This is a genomic window from Micromonospora sp. NPDC049051 (assembly GCF_043197575.1).
GTDB lineage: Bacteria > Actinomycetota > Actinomycetes > Mycobacteriales > Micromonosporaceae > Micromonospora.
This window is the reverse complement of sequence record NZ_JBICTL010000003.1, coordinates 612537-631058: the sequence shown is the minus strand read 5'-3', so window position 1 is coordinate 631058 and position 18522 is coordinate 612537. Positions and strand designations below refer to the sequence as shown.

Sequence of the window (18522 nt, the reverse complement as noted above, 5' to 3'; positions counted from 1 at the left end):
ACCTCTCAGGACGGGCTCTGGCCGGCGAGCTGCTGGATCCGCACGATCACGAACTCGGCGGGTTTGAGCGGGGCGAACCCGACGACGACGTTCACCACGCCCTGGTCCCGGTCGTCGCCGGTGGTGGTCTCCGCGTCGCACCGCACCAGGTACGCCTCGCGTGGCGTGCGCCCGGCGAACGCGCCCTTGCGGAACAGGTCCTGCATGAACGACGTCAGGTTCAGCCGCAGCTGGGACCAGAGTGGCTCGTCGTTGGGCTCGAAGACGGCCCACTGGGTGCCCCGGAAGACGCTCTCCTCGATGTAGAGCGCGAGGCGGCGCACCGGGGTGTACTTCCACTGGCTGGCCAGCACGTCGGCGCCGGCGGTGGTGCGCGCTCCCCAGTTGACGGTGCCGACGACCGGGAAGGTCCGTAGGCAGTTGAGCCCGAGCGGGTTGAGTACGCCGTTCTCGGCGTCGGTGAGGGGGTGGACCAGGTTGGTCACGCCGCGCAGTTGCGCCTCCGTGCCCGCTGGGGCCTTCCACACGCCCCGCTCGGTGTCCTGGCGGGCGTACAGGCCGGCGAGGGTGCCGCCGGGGGCGACCGTACGCGGCCGGAAGCCGTCGGTCGGGTCGGGGATCCGCAGCCGGGGGAAGTGTGCCACCGCGTTGGGTCCCTTGACGCCGAGCTGGTTGATCCAGTCCAGCGCGCGGTCCGGGTCGTCGACCCCGGGCGGCGGGTCGACCAGCAGCATCGCCCGGCGCCGCGCGCACAGCTCGTAGGCGGCGGCCCAGACCGCGTCCGGGTCCAGCCCGGTGTCGACCGTCGTCGGGTCGCCGGGCTTGGCGCGGGTCGCGTCGGGGATGCAGAGCAGGTTGAACAGGTCGGTCCTGAGCAGGGCGTAGATGCCGGTGTAGGCGGCCTCGGAGCCGATCAGCGCGGCGGTGCCGGGCAGCGTCGTGCCGTCCGAGCCGGTGACCAGGTCGCCCTGGCCGAGCCGCTTGGCTCCGACGGGGGTGTACCGGCCGACGTTCGTGGTGGTGCCGCCGAGGCCGAGCAGGGCCGCGCCGTCGGCCACGTCGCCCGATGCGGTCGCGCCTGTGACGGTGAAGGCCGCGTCCACGGCCGCCGGGGCCACCAGCGGGTCGACGTCGCCGAGGACGCGCAGGCCGCCGTCGGCGGTGGGTAGCACGCGGACCCGCAGCCCGGCGGCCCCGTCGGCGGCGCCCAGCGCCGTGTTGATCTTGCGTTGCAGTAGCGCGGCCACGCCGGCGGGCGAGGACGGCAGCCGCTCGCCCTTCTCCAGCGCCGTGACGGTCACCGCGCCCACGGCCGGGACGGTCTTGGTGGGGTCCGCCGGGTCCGGCTTGGTGGGCCGGTCCGGTTGCACGGTGAGCCGGTAGTTCTTCGCGGCGTCGACCGTGGGCGAGCCGATGGCCGCGCCGACGGTGCCGCTGGGCACGGGCCGGCCCGCGCCGCTCGCCCCGGCCCGGGCCCGCACCAGGGCGGAGCCCCGGTCGGGGTCGTTGAGCACGGCGACGGCGTACGCGGCGCTCGCCGGGTCCGAGGACAGCCCGGTGAAGCGCTCCGTCGCGCCGGTGGCCGCGTCCTGGACGCTGAGGTTGAACGTCTTGGGGTCGGTCGCGTCGTCGTGGTCGACGTCGATCAGCAGACCGCTGCCCCACGCGCCGGTGCTCGCCGCGTCCAGCAGCAGCGCCGACTTCGGGCCGGTGCCCACCTTGTCCAGCAGGGTGACCGAGGCCGAACGGGCGTCGGCGCGGGGCACCCGTACGACGAGCGCGGCGGAGCCGCCGTTGCGGAAGAACTGCTGCACGGCGAGGCTGAGTTCGGAGTCCCGGTCGACGCCGCCGAAGCGGCGCTCGAACTCGCCGAAGCTGTTCACGCGTACGGCGCGGTGCTCCGGGCCGGTCCGGACGTATCCGACGAAGGCGGCCACCCCGGTCGCCACGCCGATGACGGGCCGGACGCCGCTCGGGGCTTCCTCGATGTAGACGCCGGGGTAGCTCGGAGTCACGGGCATGACTACCTCGTCTCGGAGTGGAAAGTCGGCTGTCCACACCCTCCGCCCGCAGGTCAGCGCCCCCTAGCGGGCACCCGACCGTGTTGCGACGCGAACCCGACAATGCGTCCCTGCCTGGTCACATTCCGTTAGCCGATCGGCCGCGGTGTGCCGCTGAAGGTCCCGGGATCCGTGCGCCGTTCGGTCAGCGTGGCGGGCGGGTCCGATGGCGGTGAGGTCGGCGCTGTCCGGCCCGGGGCGTTCCGCCGGCGCGGCTGGTGGCCCGGATGTCCGGGATGCGTCACTCAGCGTGACTGTCGGGCCCGGTCGGCGCGTTCCCCTTCGGGCCCGGCGGCCGGTCCGGTCGGTCGGCGTCGGCCCGTTTGTCCAGCGTGTTCATCGGACTCCGGTTTGCGGCGGCGGACTTCGGCCCCGTCGGCTGGAGCCAGCCCGCGGCTACTGTCTGTCGCAAGGAAGGTGAGGCCGAATCTCTTGACTGCGCCCGCCGCTCGGCAGTAGCGTCCCACATTAAGCAACGGTAACCATAATATGAGCCGCTAGGTATCTGGGGTAGCCATGAGAATGCGAGCATTGCGCGCTGCGGTAGCAGCCCTGCTGGTGACCGCCGCCGTTGCGGCCTGCGCGGAGAACCAGAGCCCGACCGAGTCCGGCGGCGGCGAGGCAGCCCCGTCGGTGGCGGTCAACTTCGGCGTCGGCGTCGACCCGGCGTACGCCCCGATCTACCTCGCCGACCAGGAGAAGCTGTTCCAGGCCAACGGCCTGAACGTCACGGTCACCCAGTTCCAGGAGGGCACCGGCGGCCTCGACGCGATCCTGGCCAAGCAGGGCCAGATCACCGCGAGCACCGAGTCGAGCCTGCTGAACCGGGCCACCCGCGGCGACATCAAGGGTCTGGCGGTCTTCTCGCAGTCGCCGAGCTTCATCAAGCTCGTGGCGCGCTCCGGCATCGCCGACGTGGCGGGCATCAAGAAGTACGGCGTCGTGCCCGGCACGGTCAACGAGTACGCCACCAACAAGGTCCTCGCGGCGCGCGGCATCAGCCGGGAGTCCGTCGAGTTCGTCAACGCCTCTCCCGCCGAGATGCCGGCCCTGCTCCAGCGCGGCGACGTGGACGGCTACATCATGTGGGAGCCGTGGCCGTCGCGCGGCGTCGCCAACGGCGGCAAGGTCCTGCTGACCAGCGGCGACATCGGCTACGTCTACAACCTCGTCATCGGGGTCGACGGCGCCTGGTACGAGGCCAACAAGGAGGCCGCCAAGAAGGTCGTCCAGACCATCGGCCAGGCGTGCGAGCAGCTCACCAGCGACCCGGCCAAGGCGGGCACCGTCACCGAGAAGGCCATCAAGGTACCGGCGGCGGAGGCGCAGAAGCTGCTGGAGGGCGTCCAGTGCCAGGTCCGCGACTTCACCGACGAGGACCTCAAGCGCTACGGCGAGATCGCCCAGTTCCAGCAGGACAGCAAGATCGTCGCGCAGAAGGCGGACCCGGCGGCCGTCATGGTCAAGGGGGTGGCGTGACAGTCAACGGCACCGCCCCCGCCCCCACGGCCGGCCGACCCGCCGACCGCGCCGGCTCCCCGATCCGCATCCGCGACGTCGACATCCGCTTCGGTGAGTTCGTCGCCGTCAGCGGCGCGAGCCTCGACATCGCCGCCGGTGAGCTCGTCTGCCTGCTCGGGCCGAGCGGCTGCGGCAAGTCCACGCTGCTCAACGCGGTCGCCGGGTTCGTACGCCCGGCGGCCGGCGAGGTAAGCTGCGGCGGCGAACCGGTGACCGGGCCGGACGTGTCGCGAGGCGTGGTCTTCCAGAGCGCCGAGGCGCTGTTCCCCTGGCTGACCGTACGACAGAACGTCGCCTTCGGGCCGCAGATGCGCGGCGTGCCCAAGGCCCAGCGCGACGCGGTCGTCGACCGGTACCTGGCGATGGTCGGCCTCGCGCACAGCGCCGAGCGGTTCCCCGAGCAGCTCTCCGGTGGCATGCGCCAGCGGGCCCAGCTCGCCCGGGTCCTGGCCAACGACCCCTCGGTCGTGCTGATGGACGAGCCGTTCGGCGCGCTGGACGCCCAGACCCGGCTGGTGATGCAGGTCGAACTCGACCGGATCTGGCGCGAGACCGGCGCCACGATCGTCTTCGTCACCCACGACATCGGCGAGGCGATCCTGCTCGGCGACCGGATCGTCACGATGACGGCGGGACCGTCGGCGGCGATCAAGAAGGACTACCGCTGTGACCTGCCCCGGCCCCGTGACCTGACCGACCCGGCCTGCGCGGAGCTCTTCCGGGAGCTGCGCGAGGACATCGGCGCCGAGGTGGCCCGGACGCTGCGCGCCCAGGGACTCGACGACGGCCACGACGGCCGGCCCGGCGCGCACCGCGCCGACGACGACCGGAGGGAGGGGCGATGACCGTCGAGGCACCCACCGTCCCCGACCGCACCCGGGCGGCGGCCACCGCCGGCCCGCGCCGCAACCGCTGGCCCCGGCTGACCCGGGTCGGGCTGTCGGTGCTGTCGGTGGTGCTCGGCGTGCTGATCTGGGACCTGGTCAGCCGCAACTACACCGCCTTCTTCCTGCCGTCGCCGCGGCTCACCCTCGACGGCGCGGTCGAACTCGTCCGCGACGGCACCCTGTGGGACTCGATCAGCGCGTCCTCGACCCGCATCCTCACCGGCTGGCTGCTCGGCGTGCTCATCGGCGTACCGATGGGTCTGCTGATGGGCTGCATCCCCTGGCTGCGGCTGATGCTCGACCCCTACATCCAGTTCTTCCGCTTCGTGCCGCCGATCGCCTTCGTCACCCTGGCCATCATCTGGCTCGGGCCGGGGGAGGCGTCGAAGGTGGCGCTGATCTTCTACACCACCGTCTTCATCGTCGCCCTCAACACCCTGGCCGGGGTGCTGTCGGTCAACGAGATCCGGATGCGGGCGGCCCGTGCCCTCGGCGCCGGCCCCGTACGCAGCCTGGTCTCGGTCGTGCTGCCGTCGACGGTGCCGCACGTGGTCACCGGTGCCCGGCTGGCGATGGGCAACTCGTTCCTGACGATCGTCTCCGCCGAGATCGTCGCCGCCCAGAGCGGCCTGGGATCGCTGATCTGGACGGCCCGCAACTACGCCAAGACGGAGTGGGTCTTCGTGGGCATCATCGCCCTCGGCCTGCTCGGCTACCTCTTCGACTGGATCCTGCGTCTGGTCACGGGACGGACCCTGCGCCGATACGGCGTCACGTTCTAGCGACCGACCCGTCGCCGACGCCATCCACCCCTACCCGAAAGGCTCGCCATGCTCTGCATCGGCGTCGACATCGGTGGCACCTTCACCGACGTCATCGTCTACGAGCCGGCCACCGCCCGGCTCGCCGAGGCCAAGACCCTCTCGACCCCGCACGACCCCGCGGCGGCCATCTTCGAGGGCCTGGCCAAGCTCGGCGTCAGCCTGGACACGGTCGACCGGTTCGTGCACGGCACCACCCGGGTCACGAACGCGCTGCTCGAAGGCTCCGGCGAGCCGGTGTCCGTGCTGGCCACCGAGGGCTTCCGGGACGTGCTGGAGATGGGCCTCGGGCACCGGCCGCGCCTCTACAGCGTCAAGGAGAGCGCCCGGCCGCCGCTGGTCGAACGCCGGCACCGGCACGTGCTGCGCGAGCGGATCGGCGCCGACGGCAGCGTCGTGCGTCCGCTCGACGTCGACGAGCTGGACGAGGCACTCGACCGGGTGGCCGCCGCCGGCCCCCGGGCGGTGGCGGTGTGTCTGCTGCACTCGTACCGCAATCCCGCCCACGAGCGGGCCGCGGCGCGGCGACTGGCGGAGCGCTACCCCGACCTGGTCTGCACCGTCTCCTCCGACGTGGTGCCGGAGCAGGGCGAGTACGAGCGCTTCGCCACCACCGTGCTCAACGCCAGCGTCCGGGGGACCGTCGCCGACTACCTGCGCGGGCTCGGCGACGCCCTCGCCGACGGCGGCTACGCCCACCCCCTGTCGATCATGACGAGCAGCGGCGGTGTCGTCTCCACCGACGAGGCCGGCCGGCTGCCGATCAACCTGGCCCTCTCCGGGCCCGCCGGCGGGGTCGCCGCCACCGTGCACCTGGCCACGCTGGCCGGCTACCCGAACGTCATCACCTGCGACATCGGCGGCACCAGCACGGACGTCTGCCTGATCAAGAACGGCACCCCGTTGATGACCAACGACGGGAAGATCGCCGGCTACCCGAACCGGACGTTCCAGGTGGAGATCAACACCATCGGCGCCGGTGGCGGCTCGATCGCCTGGCGCGACCTGGGCGGGGAACTGCGGGTCGGGCCGCGCAGCGCCGGATCGACCCCCGGCCCGGCCGCCTACGGCCGGGGCGGCACCGAGCCGACCACCACCGACGCGCACCTGCTCGTCGGTCACCTCGACCCGCAGGAGAGCCTCGGCGGTGAGGTGCCCCTCGACGCCGACGCCGCCCGTACGGCCCTGGCGGGGCTGGCCGGCACGTTCGGTCTCGACGAGCTGGAACTGGCGCACGGCATCCTCACCCTCGCCACGGTCAAGATGACCAGCGCCATCAAGGAGATCTCCGTGGCCTGCGGCCACGACCCGCGCGACTTCGTGCTGATGCCCTTCGGTGGCGCCGGCCCGATGCACGCCACCGACCTCGCCGACGAGCTCGGCATCCGTCGGGTCCTGGTGCCGCCGGTGCCGGGCAACTTCTCCGCGCTCGGCTTCGTCACCGCCCAGGCCCGCCACGACTACGTCCGTACCGTGCTGGTGCCGGCCGACGACGACGGCCTGGCGGCCGTCCGGGCGGCCCTGGCCGACCTGCGCGACACCGCCCTGGCCCAGCTCAAGGCCGAGGACGGCGTGGAGCCGGACCAGGTCAGCTTCGGTCTGTCGGTCGGCATGCGGTTCCGGGGGCAGAGCTTCGACCTCGCCGTCGCCCTGCCCGAGCTGCCGGCCACCGCCGACGAGCTGGTGGCGGCCTTCCACGCTGCCTACGCCGAGCGGTACGCCTACACCCGCTCCGACCACCCGGCCGAGATCGTCAACTGCCGGCTCACCGCGTTCGGGCCCCGCCCGGCGGTACGCTTCGCCGCCCCCGCCGGCGGCCCGGTGGAGCCCGGCCGGACCCGCCTCTACCGCCCGGGCGGCTGGGTCGAGGCGACGGTGTGGCGCCGTGCCGACCTGGGTCCCGGCTGCGCCGTCGCCGGTCCCGCCGTCGTCCGCGAGAACGGCAGCACCACCGTCGTCGGCGGCGGATGGAGCGCCACCGTCGACGACCACGGAAACCTGCTGCTGACCAAGGAGTGATCCGTGACCCCGCCCGCCCTCGACCTCACCGTGCTGGACCGCGCCGCCCGGGACCCCGACCGCGCCCTGTACGTCTTCGACGATCCGGGCCGACCCGTGACCACGGGGGAGTTCGCCGACCTCGCCGGCCGGGCGGCGGCCGTCCTGGCGGCCCAGGGCGTCGGCCGTGGCGACCGGATCGCGGTGTGGGCCGAGAACGGGCTGGCCTGGCTGGTGCTGCTGGCCGCCGCGGCCTGGCGGGGCGCCGCCCTGACCACCCTGCACCCCGGCCTCACCGGGCCCGAGCTGACCTCGGCGCTGGCCCGCAGCCGGCCACGGCGCCTCTACGCCGCCGAGCGGGTACGCGACCGGCACGGCCCGTCCACCGTCACGCAGGCCCTGGCGGCGTTGCCGCCCGGCGAGCGCCCGGACGGCTGGCACGTTCTCGGCGCCGACCTGGGTGCGGCGGCGCTGGCGGGACTGCCCGGCTGGGACGACCCGGTCCCGCCGCCCGTCGGTGACCCGGACGCCGCCTGCAACATCCAGTTCACCTCCGGCTCCACCGGCCCGGCCAAGATGGTGTCGCTGAGCGCGGCCAACCTGCTGGCCAACGCGGCCTGGACGGCCGAGGCGGCCCGGCTGCGCGCCGACGACCGCATCGCCTCGCCGCTGCCCCTGGCCCACGCGGCGGGGCTCGGCAGCGGGGCGACGCTGGCGCTCGTGACCGGCGCGCTGTGGGTCTCCACCCGCAGGTTCCGCACCGAGCCGGTCCTCGAGCAGATCGAGCGGCACGCGTGCACGGTCCTGCAGGCCGTACCCACCATGGCCTCGATGCTCACCGACCGCGTCGAGCAGGACCCCGGGCGCTGGGACCTGTCGTCGTTGCGGGTCGGCTTCCTCGGCGGCGCCGCCTGCGCCCCGGCGCTGCTCACCCGCACCCGGCGGGTGCTCGGCCTGGACCGGGTGGCGGTCGTCTACGGGCAGACCGAGGCCGGCCCGACGATCAGCCTGGACCCCGGCGACGGGAGCTGCGGGGCGCCCGGGCACACCGTCGGACGCGTCCTGCCGGCGCTGGAGGCCACCGTGGTCGACCCCGCCACCCGCACCCCGCTGCCCGCCGGGCAGGTCGGCGAGCTGCTGGTACGCGGCAGCTCGGTCACCTGCGGCTACGTCGACGACCCGGCCACCACCGCCGCCACGATCACCAGCGACGGCTGGCTGCGCACCGGCGACCTGGGCGCGCTGACCGGCGACCGGGTCCTCACCCTGGCGGGCCGGATCAAGGAGCTGATCATCCGTGGCGGAGAGAACGTGCACCCCGCCGAGGTGGAGGCCGTCCTCGCCGACGACCCGGCCGTGGCCCGGGTGTGCGTGCTCGGCGTGCCGTCGACCCGCTGGGGCGAGGAGATCGCGGCGCTGGTCGTGACCGTCCCGGGTGGGCACTGCGACGTCGACCGGCTCACCCGTACCGCCACCGAACGGCTGGCCCGGCACAAGGTGCCGACCCTGATCCGTACCGTCGCCGACCTGCCGCTGCTGCCGTCCGGGAAGGTCGACCGGCGGGCCGCGCGGGACCTGCTCGACGCTGCGGGGGAGGAACGCTGATGCAGCTCGGATCGTGCTTCCTGGACTCGCTCACCGTCACCAGCTTCTTCGGCAACGCCGAGATGCGTGGCGTCTTCAACGACCGCCAGCTCATGCAGTCCTGGCTCGACGTCGAGGCCGCCCTCGCCCGGGGGCAGGCGAAGCTGGGCATCATCCCGTCGGCCGCCGCGCAGGCGATCACCGAGGCGGCCCGCGTCGACCGGCTCGACACGGCGGTGCTCGCCGCCGACGCCGCCGACACCGTGCACCCGCTGGTGCCGCTGGTACGCGCGCTCACGGCCGCCTGCCCCGGCGACGCCGGTCGCTACGTCCACCTGGGTGCCACCACCCAGGACGTGATGGACACGGGCTTCGTCCTGCGGGCCCGCGACGGCCTGGACATCGTGCAGCGGCAGGTCGACGAGCTGGTCCGGGCGCTGCGGCGGCTGGCGCTGCGGCACCGCGCCACCCCGATGGCCGCCCGCACCCACGGCCAGCAGGCGCTGCCGACCACCTTCGGCCTGCGCTGCGCCGTGTGGCAGGACGAGTTGCAACGCCACCGCGTCCGGTTGCGGCAACTGCGCCAGCGGCTGCTGGTGACGAGCATGGGCGGCGCGGCCGGCACGATGGCCGGCTACGGCGCGCAAGCGTTCGCGCTGGAGCAGGCCGTCGCCGCCGACCTGGGGCTCGGCGTCGCCGCCACCCCCTGGCACGCCACCCAGGACCGCTTCGCCGAGTGCCTGATGGTCTTCGGTCTCGTCGCGGCCAGCGCCGAGAAGCTGGCCCGGGAGGTCTACTTCCTCGGCCGTACCGAGGTCGGTGAGGCGTACGAGTCGCAGCGGGCCACCCAGGTCGGCAGCAGCACGATGCCGCACAAGCGCAACCCGATCCGCTGCGAGGCGGTGATCGCCGCCGCCGGCACCCTGCGGGCCCAGGTGCCGCTGGCGTTGCAGACCATGGTCGCCCAGGACGACCGGGACATGGGCGTCGGGATGACGCTGTGGAAGCTGCTGCCGGAGTGCTTCATCCTGCTGGGTGGCGCGTTGCAGCGACTGGTCGACGTCTTCGGTGACCTCGGCGTCAACCCCGACCGGATGCGCGCCAACCTCGACCTCACCGGCGGGCTCGTGCTCTCCGAGGCGGTGATGCTGCGCCTGGCCGGCCCGCTCGGCCGGGAACAGGCCCACCACCTGGTCATGCGGATCGTCCGCGACAGCCTCGAGCAGGGCCGCCCGTTCGCCGAGACGCTGCGCGCCGACCCGCAGGTGGCCGCCGCCCTGCCCGCGGCCGAGCTCGCCGGCCTGCTGGACCCGCTGTCGTACGTCGGCCATGCCGCCGCGCTGGTCGACCGCGCCCTACTGAATTCGGAGTCGCCATGACCGACGCCCACCGCGCCGAGAAGTCCGTGCTGTTGCACCGCGACGGCCGGCTGGCCCGGGTGACGCTGAACCGGCCCGCCCGGCGCAACAGCTTCGACCTGGCGATGCTCGCCCGTTTCGAGGACGTGCTGCACGAGCTGTCCCGCGACGAGGGGACCGAGGTTGTCGTGCTCACCGGTGCCGGCACCGCGTTCTGCGCCGGCACCGACCTGTACGAGCTGGCCACCCTCGACGCCCGGGCCACGATGTCGGTGCAGCGGCGCACCGCCGAGCTGGTCGAACGCTGGTACCGGCTGGAACAGACCACCGTCACGGCGTTCAACGGCCCGGCCATCGGCTCCGGCGCCGTCCTCGGCCTGGCCAGCGACCTGCGGGTGGCCGCCGACACCTGCTTCGCGACCTTCCCGGAGGTGGGCTTCGGCATCCCGCTGACCTGGAGCGGCATGGCGATCCTCGCCGACCTCGTCGGCGCCGACCTGGCCAAGCGCTGGCTGCTGCTCGGCGAGCGGATCCCCGCCGACGAGCTGCGCGCCCTGCGGCTGGTGACCGACGTGGTGCCCCCGGGGCGGCTCGCCGACGCCGCGACCGGGATCGCCGACCGGCTGCTGGCCACCTCGGCGGTCGGGCGGTCGATGACCAAGCGGGCCGCCCGCCTGGCCGGGCCCCGCTTCGAGGCCGCCGCCAACGACTCCTACCTCGGCGCGCTGAGCGTGGCGCTGCGCCCCGCCGGTGACTACCTCGCCCGGAGGTCCGAGTGAGGGCCGGCGAGGCGATCGCCGACGCCGTCGTGGCGCAGGGGGTCGACACGATCTTCGGGCTGCTCGGCGACGCCAACATGTTCCTGGTCGCGGACCTGGTCCAGCGCCACGGCGTCCGGTTCGTGGCGGCCCGCAACGAGAACGCCGCGGTGATGATGGCCGACGGTTGGGCCCGCGCCACTGGCCGGTGCGGCGTCGTCACCGTGACCCAGGGTCCCGGCCTGGCGGTCGCGGGCGCCGCGTTGACCATCGCCCGGCAGGCCGGCACCCCGCTGGTGCTGATCGCCGGCGACACCCCGCCCGGCGATCCGTTGCACGTGCAGAGCTTCCCGCAGCAGCCGTTCGCGCTGGCCACCGCCGGGGCGTTCGTGCCCGTGACGGCGCCGGCCACGGCGGCCCGCGACGTCGGCCTGGCGTTCCGGGCCGCCGCCGAGGGCCCCGGCCCGGTGGTCCTCGACGTGCCCATCGATCTGCAGGACGAGCCGGTGCCGGACGGGGCCCCGCCCGTGCCGGCCCGCGCGGTGACGCACCGGCCCGCGCCGACGCCGCCCACCGACACGGCGGTCGCCGACCTGGCCGGCCGGCTGGCCGCCGCCCGCCGCCCGGTGCTGCTGGCCGGGCGGGGCGCCGAGGCGGCGGCCGACGACGTACGCCACCTCGCCGACCGGTGTGGCGCGGTGCTCGCCACCACCGTGCTGGCCGCCGGGCTCTTCGCCGGCCACCCGTACCACCTCGGGGTGGCCGGGGGACTGGCCCGGCCGCTCACCCGGCGGGTGCTGGCCGAGGCGGACCTGGTGGTCACCTTCGGGGCCGGACTCAACCGGTGGACCGCCGACCACGGCGCGCTCTTTGCCGGGGCGCGGGTGGTCGCGGTCGACGTCGACGCGCGGGCGCTGGGGGCGCGCTGGCCGGTCGACGTGGGGATCGTCGGGGACGCGGCGGCGACCGCGCGGGCCGTGACGGCCCTGCTCGACACGATCGAGCGTCCGGACTGGCGCAGCTCCGCCCTGGCCCGGGAGATCGCCGCGGCCGACCCGTTCGACGGCATCGAGTTCGTCGAGGGGCCGGCGGCGATCGACCCCCGCGCGTTCCTGCGGGTCTGCGCCCGGCGGTTGCCGGCCCGGCGTACCACCGTGGTCGGGGTGGGGCAGTTCGGCGGCTGGCCCAATCTGCTGCTCGACTCGTCGGCCGTGGACCGCGCGTTCATCGCGCCCTGGGAGTTCGGCAGCATCGGGGTCGGCCTGCCGTATGCCGTCGGGGCGGGGGTGGGCCGTGCGGACCGGCCGGTGGTCGCGTTCGAGGGCGACGGCAGCCTGCTCACCGGTCTCGGTGAGCTGGACACGCTGGCCCGGGTGGGGGCGCCGGTGCTGCTGGTGGTCCTTGACGACGGTGGCTACGGCGCGGAGGTGCGCAAGTTCGGCCCGCGTGGGGTCGACCCGGCGTTGGCCCGGTTCCCGGCTCGGGATTTGGCTGCGGTGGCCCGGTCTTTGGGCGTGCCGGCGTGGACGGTCACCGACGAGGCGAGCGCCGAGGCGGCGTTCGACGCGGTGCTGCCGGTGACCGGGCCGGCGGTGCTGCACGTGCGGGTCCTGCCCGAGGTCACCCAGGAGCGGTTCTGACGGTGTGCGTCGCACTGCGCCGCCGCCGGCACCTGACGTGGTGCCGGCGCGACGGCGGGGGCCTGTGGTGACCGGTTCGTGGGCGGTGCGGTCAGTCGCCCCACCGGTCGCCGAAGCCGTGGCCGAGCTGTCGGGACAGTTCGGCGGCGGTGCGGCAGGCGGCGTCGGCGAGTTCCCGGGTACGGGCGTCGTCGAGGCGGAAGATCGGCCCGGAGATGCTGATGGCCGCGGTCACCCGGTCGTGCCGGTCGCGTACGGGGGCGGCCACCACGCGCAGTCCGTGTTCGCTCTCCTGGTCGTTGAGGGCCCAGCCCTGCTGCCGGACGGTGGCCATGTGCGCCACGAAGGTGTCCAGGTCGGTGATGGTCTCGCTGGTCAGCGCCGTGAACGGCACGGTGGCGAGCAGGGCGCGCAGGGCGTCGTCGTCGTGGTCGATGAGCAGGGCCTTGCCGGCTGCGCTGCACCACAGGGGGATGCGTCGGCCGAGCCGGGAGACGAGTTGCACGTTGCGGGTGCCCTGGACCACGTAGAGCGAGAGGGCGTCGGAGCCTTCCAGGATGGCGAGGTTGACGCTCTCGCCCTCCTGCTCGGCGAGTTGGTGCAGCAGCGGGCGGGCCAGCGCGTGCAGGTCGATGCCGGCGAGGAAGCGGGCGCCCAGCTCGAAGACGGCGACGCCGAGGCGGTAGGTGCCGTTCTCCTCGTTGCGTTGCAGGAAGCCGGCGTCGGCCAGCGCGCGGAACAGTCGGCTGGCCGTGGACTTGTGCAGGCCCAGTTCGCGGCTGACGTCGCTGACCTTGCGTTCGATGGCGTCGCCCCGGAAGGCCAGCAGCACGCCCAGGGCGCGGTCGAGCGCCTGGGTGCCCGACTCGCGGGGGGCGACGCCCTCCTCGGGCGTCGGGTCAGTGGCGTACGGCATCTTGCTTCCCTGCCTTTCCGGCTGCTAGGTTTCATAATATAACTCTAGGGCCACATGATGGTCCATTGCATGGTGGTCCACCGCGCGACGGTCCACCGCGCAGCGGCCCACCGCACGGTGGAGCACCCGCCCCGAACCAGTCCGGGCCCCGGTCCGGCGGCAGACACGGACCGACACCGGAAATCAGTGAGGCATCCGCATGACTGTGAATCCGATCGACCTGGAAGTCGTCACCGAAAGTCTCATCTCGATCGTCCGGGAGATGCGACAGACGATCTTCCGTACGGCGCACTCGCCGGTGATCGCCGACGCCCAGGACTTCTCCTGCGCGCTCTTCGACCCCTCCGGGCAGATGGTCGCCCAGGGACGGGACATGCCGGGGCACGTCATCGCCATGCCGGCCTCGGTCGCCGAGATCTTCGCCGACTTCGCCGCCGAGATGCGCCCGGGTGACCTCTACATCGTCAACGACCCGTACCGGGGCGGCAGCCACCTCAACGACGTCACCCTGATCAGCCCGGTCTTCGTCGGCGAACAGATGTTCCTCTTTCCCTGCGTCCGGATGCACTGGGCCGACATCGGCGGCATGACCCCCGGCAGCGTGTCGGGCCAGGCCACCGAGATCCTCCAGGAAGGGCTGCGGATCCCGCCGATCAAGCTGATCGAGGAAGGCCGCCCGAACCGGGCCGCCTTCGACATCCTCTTCGCCAACGTCCGCATGGCCGAGGAACGCCGCGGCGACCTCGAATCCAGCATCGCCGCCTGCCACACCGCCGAACGCCGGCTGCGCGAACTCGTCGACCGGTACGGCACCGACATGATCCTCGACTGCGTGACCGCCAACATGGACCGCACCGAGCAACGCCTGCGGGACATGATCCGCGCGCTGCCCGACGGCACCTACCGCTACGAGGACTACCTCGACCTCTACACCGACAACGACTACGACGCCGCGATCGTCCGCTGCCGGCTGACCGTCGACGGCGACGAGATCGAAGCCGACTTCAGGGGCTCCTCCCACCAGGTCGCCGCAGTGGTCAACTCGTCGCGGGCGATGACCGTCGCCGGCGTGTTCATCGCGGTCAAGTCCGCCCTCGACCCCGGCGGACTGGTCAACCACGGGGCGTTCCGACCGCTGCGCGTGCTCACCGAGCCCGGCACGGTGGTGCACGTCAGCTACCCCGCCCCGGCCAACGCCCACAGCGAGGTCCGCAAGCGGGTCATCTCCGCCGTGATGGCCGCGTTGAGCCAGGTCGCACCCGACCTCATCGCCGCCGACCAGTTCGGCACCACCTTCCAGAACCTCATCGGCGGCGTGGACGAGCACACCGGACAGCCCTACCTGTACTACGACTACCCGGCCGGAGGCAACGGCGGATTCCTCGAATCCGACGGCCCCAGCGCGATGAACCCCGTCGACCTCGGCGACATCTCCACCATCCAGTCCGTCGAGCGGCTGGAAACCGAGATCCCGATCCTCGTCGAGGCGTGCGAGCTGCGCGCCGGATCCTGCGGCGACGGTACCCACCGGGGCGGCCTCGGCAGCCGGCGGGAGACCCGGCTGCTGGCCAGCGGCGGGGCGTACTCCGTGCAGACCGACCGCACCACCGTCCCCCCGTACGGGCTGCGCCACGGCGGCCCGGGCGCCCCGACGGTCACCCACCTGCGCCGCGCCGACGGCCAGCGGGTCGACTTCGACACCCCCGGCAAGGTCGCCGGCTTCCCCATGCGCGCCGGCGACGTCCTGGTGATGGAGTCCGCCGGTGGCGGCGGCTGGGGAGACCCGCTGGACCGCGAGCCCGAAGCCGTCGCCGAGGACGTCCGCCAGGACTACCTGACCGGCGACGAGGCCCGCCAGCGCTACGGCGTGCACCTCGACGCCGCCGGCGACGTCGACCGCGCCGCCACCGCCGAGGAGCGCCAACGGCTGCGCAACGAGCGGAACTGGCTGCGCCTCACCACCACCGACCGACCCGCCTACACCGGGCGGCGCGGCCAGCGCCGACTGGCCTACGTCGCACCCGGCAGCGGCCTGGCCGAGGAAAGCCTCGTCGAACTGCACGGCGTGCACCCGGCCCCACTGCGGGCCTGGCTGCGGCACGACACCACGCTCGCCGCCGACGAGCTGGCCCTCGACGACGACGGGATGCAGATCCTCGGCACCAGCACCGAACACCGCGCGTACGTGCGCGTCCTCACCGGGGAGGAACGGTCATGAGCAGAGTCTTCCGCGTGCCGGTGCCGACAGCCACCGCCCGCACCGCCGTCGGCACCGGCAGCGCCCCCGCCCCACAGCCCGCGCCGGCCCGCGCCGGCATCGTCGCCGGCTGCCTCAGCCCGCACCCGCCCCACCTGATCTACGCGGAGAACCCACCGCAGAACGAACCCCGATCCACCGGCGGCTGGGAAACCCTGCGCTGGGCCTACGAGCGACTGCGCAAACGCATCCGCGAAGTGCACCGCCCCGACGTGCTGATCGTGCACGCCCCGCACTGGATCACGATGGTCGGCCACCACGTCAACTGCGCACCGAACCCGCGCGGCATCTCCGTCGAGCCGATCTTCCCGCACCTCTTCCGCTACCGGTACGACTTCCGTACCGACGTCGAACTCGGCGAGGCCATCGCCGACGAGGCCAGCGGCCTCGGCCTCGTCACCCGCAAGATGCGCGACCCCCGGGTACGCGTCGACTACGCCACCATCGGCGCGCTGCACCTGGCCAACCCCGCCTGGGACATCCCCGTGGTGTCCCTGTCGGCGAACAACAACCCGTACTTCTACTCCGACGCGTCGCTGGAGGAGATGGAGGTGCTCGGCGAGGCCACCCGCCGCGCCGTCGAGGCCACCGGCCGCCGCGCCGTCCTGCTCGCCTCCAACTCCCTGTCGCACCTGCACTGGCACGAGGAGCCGGCGCTGCCGGAGGACATGGAACGCGAACACCCGTACAACAACCACCAGTACCGGTGGGACATGAAGCTGCTCGAGGCGATCCGCCGGGGACCCACCGCCCCGCTGCGGGAACTCATCACCGAACACATCGAGGCGACCGCGTCGGAGACGAAGGCCGGCAGCCTCACCTGGATGCTCGCCGCGATGGGCTGGCCCAAGGTCGCCGGTGACGTGCTCGGCTACGGCACGATCATCGGCACCGGAAACGCCGTCGTCGAGTGGCTGCCCGAGGGGAGTCCCCATGGCTGACCGGACCGGAATCGTCGCCGGAGCGCTCCTGCCCGGCATGCCCCACCTGCTGGCGAAGGAACCCGCACCGAGCTGGGCGGCACTCGCCGCGGCGGCACGCGACGTGGGAGACCGACTGCGCCGGCTGGAGCCGGACGTCGTACTGCTGCTGTCCACGCAGTGGTTCACCGTCCTCGGCCACCAGTTCCAGTGCGACCCCAACCCGCGCGGCGAACACGTCGACGAGAACTGGTACGCCTACGACTACGGCCTGCACCGCTACGACCTGCGCTTCGACGTGGAGTTCACCGAACGGTGGGCCGACCGGGTGCAGGCCGACGGCAAGCAGGCGCGCCGCACCCGCTACGAGGGCTTCCCCATCGACACCGGCACCATCGTCACCTCGGCGCTGCTCGACCCGGAGCGCAAACTGCGCTGGGCGCAGGTCTCCTGCAACCTGTACGCCGACGCCGACACCCTCGCCGACGTCGGCCGGGCCGGTGCCGCCGTCGCCCGCGAGGCCGGCGTACGCGCCGCCGTCGTGGTCGTGAGCGGCCTGTCCTCCGGCCTGATCCAGCAGTGGATCGAACCCGGGCAGGACCACATCGGCGCACCCGCGCACGAACAGTGGAACACCCGTGTACTCGACCTGCTGACCGCCGGCAAGGTCGACGAGGTGCTCGCCATCCGCGAGGACTACGCCCGGCAGGCCCAGGCGGACAGCCAGTTCCGGGCCCTCGCGTTCGCCGCCGGGACCGGCGTCGCGAGCGGCCCGGCGCAGCTGCACTCGTACGGCCCGATCTGGGGCACCGGCGGCGCCGTCCTGTCCTGGAACCTCCCCGAGCACCCCTGACCGAAGCCGACCCGCAACCAGAGCAAGGAGTAGACATGCGAAACGTGGCCGTGGGCTTCGTCGAAGCCGAAGGGTTCACCCCCATCTTCGACGCCGTCGACGCGATGGTGAAGGCCACCGAGGTCGAGGTGACGAAGGTCGTACGCCTCGGCGGCGGCATCGTCGCGGTCGCCGTCCGCGGTGACCTCGCCACCGTCGAGGAGGCGGTGGACATCGGCGAGGAGACCGCCCGGGCGCGCAGCCGCTCGGTGCGCTCGATCGTCTTCGCCAGCCCCTGCGACGCCGTGAGCGCGCTGGCGGTTGAACCTGACCTCGTCGGCAACTGACAACCGGGTAAGGAGAATCAGACATGTCCTCAGACATCGCGATCGGAATCGTCGAGACGCGCGGCCTGGTGGCCCTCTCGGCGGGCATCGAAGCCATGATCAAGACCGCCGACGTCCGGTGCGTGGCCGTGGAACGGGTCACCAGCGGCTACCTCGCGGTCGCCGTCCGGGGCACCCTCGCCGCCGTACGCCAGGCCGTCTCCGCCGGTGAGGCCGCCATCCGCGCCCACGGCGAGCTGCGCAGCTCCCAGGTCTACCCGAAGCCCCACCCGACCACGGCGGCACTGCTGGACGCGGCCGAACCGTCCCGCATCCGCGAGGTCATCGCCGGCCTGCGAGGAGAAACCGATGGTGCTCGGTGACGTCGTCGGCAAGGTGTGGGCCGACCGCATCCTGCCGGGGCTGCAGGGCAAACGACTCGTCCGGGTCCGGCCCCACGGCGACGGGCCCGAACTGGTCGCCGTCGACCCCCTGAACGTCGGCGTCGGCACCACCGTCCTGGTCGTCACCGACGAGGCCGCGGCGGCGGTGACCGGCCAACCCACCGTGGACGCCGCCGTGGTCGCGCTCGTCGCCGACTCCGGCAGCGAGCGGACCGAGCCCAGCACCTGAACCGGAAGGGA

The 18522-nt window shown here is 73.2% G+C and carries 16 protein-coding genes; 14 read left to right on the top strand and 2 right to left on the bottom strand.

What is annotated here, in order from left to right; translation table 11 throughout:
- Nucleotides 1-5 precede the first annotated feature (5 nt).
- Nucleotides 6-2021 carry a phage tail sheath family protein gene (locus ACGFIR_RS14985; RefSeq protein WP_393145394.1) on the bottom strand — a complete coding sequence of 672 codons (2016 nt, stop codon included), beginning with the start codon at nucleotides 2019-2021 and terminating at the stop codon, nucleotides 6-8.
- 561 nt (nucleotides 2022-2582) lie between these two features.
- On the opposite strand from ACGFIR_RS14985, the gene ACGFIR_RS14980 reads away from it, so the two are divergent.
- Genes ACGFIR_RS14980 through ACGFIR_RS14945 form a run of 8 tightly spaced genes read left to right on the top strand, consistent with a single transcriptional unit; the run spans nucleotide 2583 to nucleotide 12627 of the window.
- Complete coding sequence (locus tag ACGFIR_RS14980; RefSeq protein ID WP_393145817.1) at nucleotides 2583-3539, top strand: ABC transporter substrate-binding protein; 957 nt, start codon at nucleotides 2583-2585, stop codon at nucleotides 3537-3539.
- A complete protein-coding gene (locus ACGFIR_RS14975; RefSeq protein WP_393003155.1) occupies nucleotides 3536-4426 on the top strand; it encodes an ABC transporter ATP-binding protein in 891 nt (296 codons plus the stop codon). Before ACGFIR_RS14980 ends, ACGFIR_RS14975 begins: the two co-directional genes overlap by 4 nt.
- Nucleotides 4423-5250, top strand: a complete 828-nt coding sequence (locus ACGFIR_RS14970) for an ABC transporter permease (protein ID WP_393003153.1) — start codon at nucleotides 4423-4425, stop codon at nucleotides 5248-5250. Before ACGFIR_RS14975 ends, ACGFIR_RS14970 begins: the two co-directional genes overlap by 4 nt.
- A 48-nt stretch (nucleotides 5251-5298) precedes the next feature.
- Nucleotides 5299-7308, top strand: coding sequence for a hydantoinase/oxoprolinase family protein (locus ACGFIR_RS14965; RefSeq protein WP_393145392.1), 2010 nt, complete (start codon nucleotides 5299-5301; stop codon nucleotides 7306-7308).
- A gap of 3 nt (nucleotides 7309-7311) precedes the next feature.
- On the top strand, nucleotides 7312-8892 hold the full coding sequence (locus ACGFIR_RS14960) for a class I adenylate-forming enzyme family protein (protein ID WP_393145390.1): 1581 nt from the start codon (nucleotides 7312-7314) through the stop codon (nucleotides 8890-8892).
- A complete protein-coding gene (gene purB, locus ACGFIR_RS14955) occupies nucleotides 8892-10250 on the top strand; it encodes an adenylosuccinate lyase (protein WP_393003147.1) in 1359 nt (452 codons plus the stop codon). The genes ACGFIR_RS14960 and purB overlap by 1 nt, the downstream gene beginning before the upstream one ends.
- Nucleotides 10247-11008 carry an enoyl-CoA hydratase/isomerase family protein gene (locus tag ACGFIR_RS14950; RefSeq protein WP_393145388.1) on the top strand — a complete coding sequence of 254 codons (762 nt, stop codon included), beginning with the start codon at nucleotides 10247-10249 and terminating at the stop codon, nucleotides 11006-11008. The genes purB and ACGFIR_RS14950 overlap by 4 nt, the downstream gene beginning before the upstream one ends.
- Entirely contained in the window at nucleotides 11005-12627 is a 1623-nt protein-coding gene (locus tag ACGFIR_RS14945; RefSeq protein WP_393145386.1) for a thiamine pyrophosphate-binding protein, read from the top strand. The genes ACGFIR_RS14950 and ACGFIR_RS14945 overlap by 4 nt, the downstream gene beginning before the upstream one ends.
- Nucleotides 12628-12718: 91 nt before the next feature.
- Here ACGFIR_RS14945 and ACGFIR_RS14940 read toward each other — a convergent pair whose 3' ends face one another.
- Nucleotides 12719-13543, bottom strand: coding sequence for an IclR family transcriptional regulator (locus tag ACGFIR_RS14940; RefSeq protein WP_393003141.1), 825 nt, complete (start codon nucleotides 13541-13543; stop codon nucleotides 12719-12721).
- Between the two features lie 199 nt (nucleotides 13544-13742).
- Here ACGFIR_RS14940 and ACGFIR_RS14935 point away from each other — a divergent pair, with 199 nt between their 5' ends.
- Genes ACGFIR_RS14935 through ACGFIR_RS14910 form a run of 6 tightly spaced genes read left to right on the top strand, consistent with a single transcriptional unit; the run spans nucleotide 13743 to nucleotide 18511 of the window.
- A complete protein-coding gene (locus ACGFIR_RS14935) occupies nucleotides 13743-15761 on the top strand; it encodes a hydantoinase B/oxoprolinase family protein (RefSeq protein WP_393003139.1) in 2019 nt (672 codons plus the stop codon).
- A complete protein-coding gene (locus ACGFIR_RS14930) occupies nucleotides 15758-16741 on the top strand; it encodes a tRNA U-34 5-methylaminomethyl-2-thiouridine biosynthesis protein (protein WP_393145384.1) in 984 nt (327 codons plus the stop codon). Before ACGFIR_RS14935 ends, ACGFIR_RS14930 begins: the two co-directional genes overlap by 4 nt.
- Nucleotides 16734-17573, top strand: coding sequence for a 2-amino-5-chlorophenol 1,6-dioxygenase subunit alpha (locus ACGFIR_RS14925; protein ID WP_393145382.1), 840 nt, complete (start codon nucleotides 16734-16736; stop codon nucleotides 17571-17573). The genes ACGFIR_RS14930 and ACGFIR_RS14925 overlap by 8 nt, the downstream gene beginning before the upstream one ends.
- A gap of 35 nt (nucleotides 17574-17608) precedes the next feature.
- A complete protein-coding gene (locus ACGFIR_RS14920) occupies nucleotides 17609-17899 on the top strand; it encodes a BMC domain-containing protein (RefSeq protein WP_151454615.1) in 291 nt (96 codons plus the stop codon).
- A gap of 23 nt (nucleotides 17900-17922) precedes the next feature.
- Nucleotides 17923-18261 carry a BMC domain-containing protein gene (locus ACGFIR_RS14915; RefSeq protein WP_393003133.1) on the top strand — a complete coding sequence of 113 codons (339 nt, stop codon included), beginning with the start codon at nucleotides 17923-17925 and terminating at the stop codon, nucleotides 18259-18261.
- Nucleotides 18248-18511 (top strand): EutN/CcmL family microcompartment protein, encoded by a 264-nt coding sequence (locus ACGFIR_RS14910; RefSeq protein ID WP_393003131.1) that lies wholly within the window; start codon nucleotides 18248-18250, stop codon nucleotides 18509-18511. Before ACGFIR_RS14915 ends, ACGFIR_RS14910 begins: the two co-directional genes overlap by 14 nt.
- The last annotated feature ends 11 nt before the right edge of the window (nucleotides 18512-18522 follow it).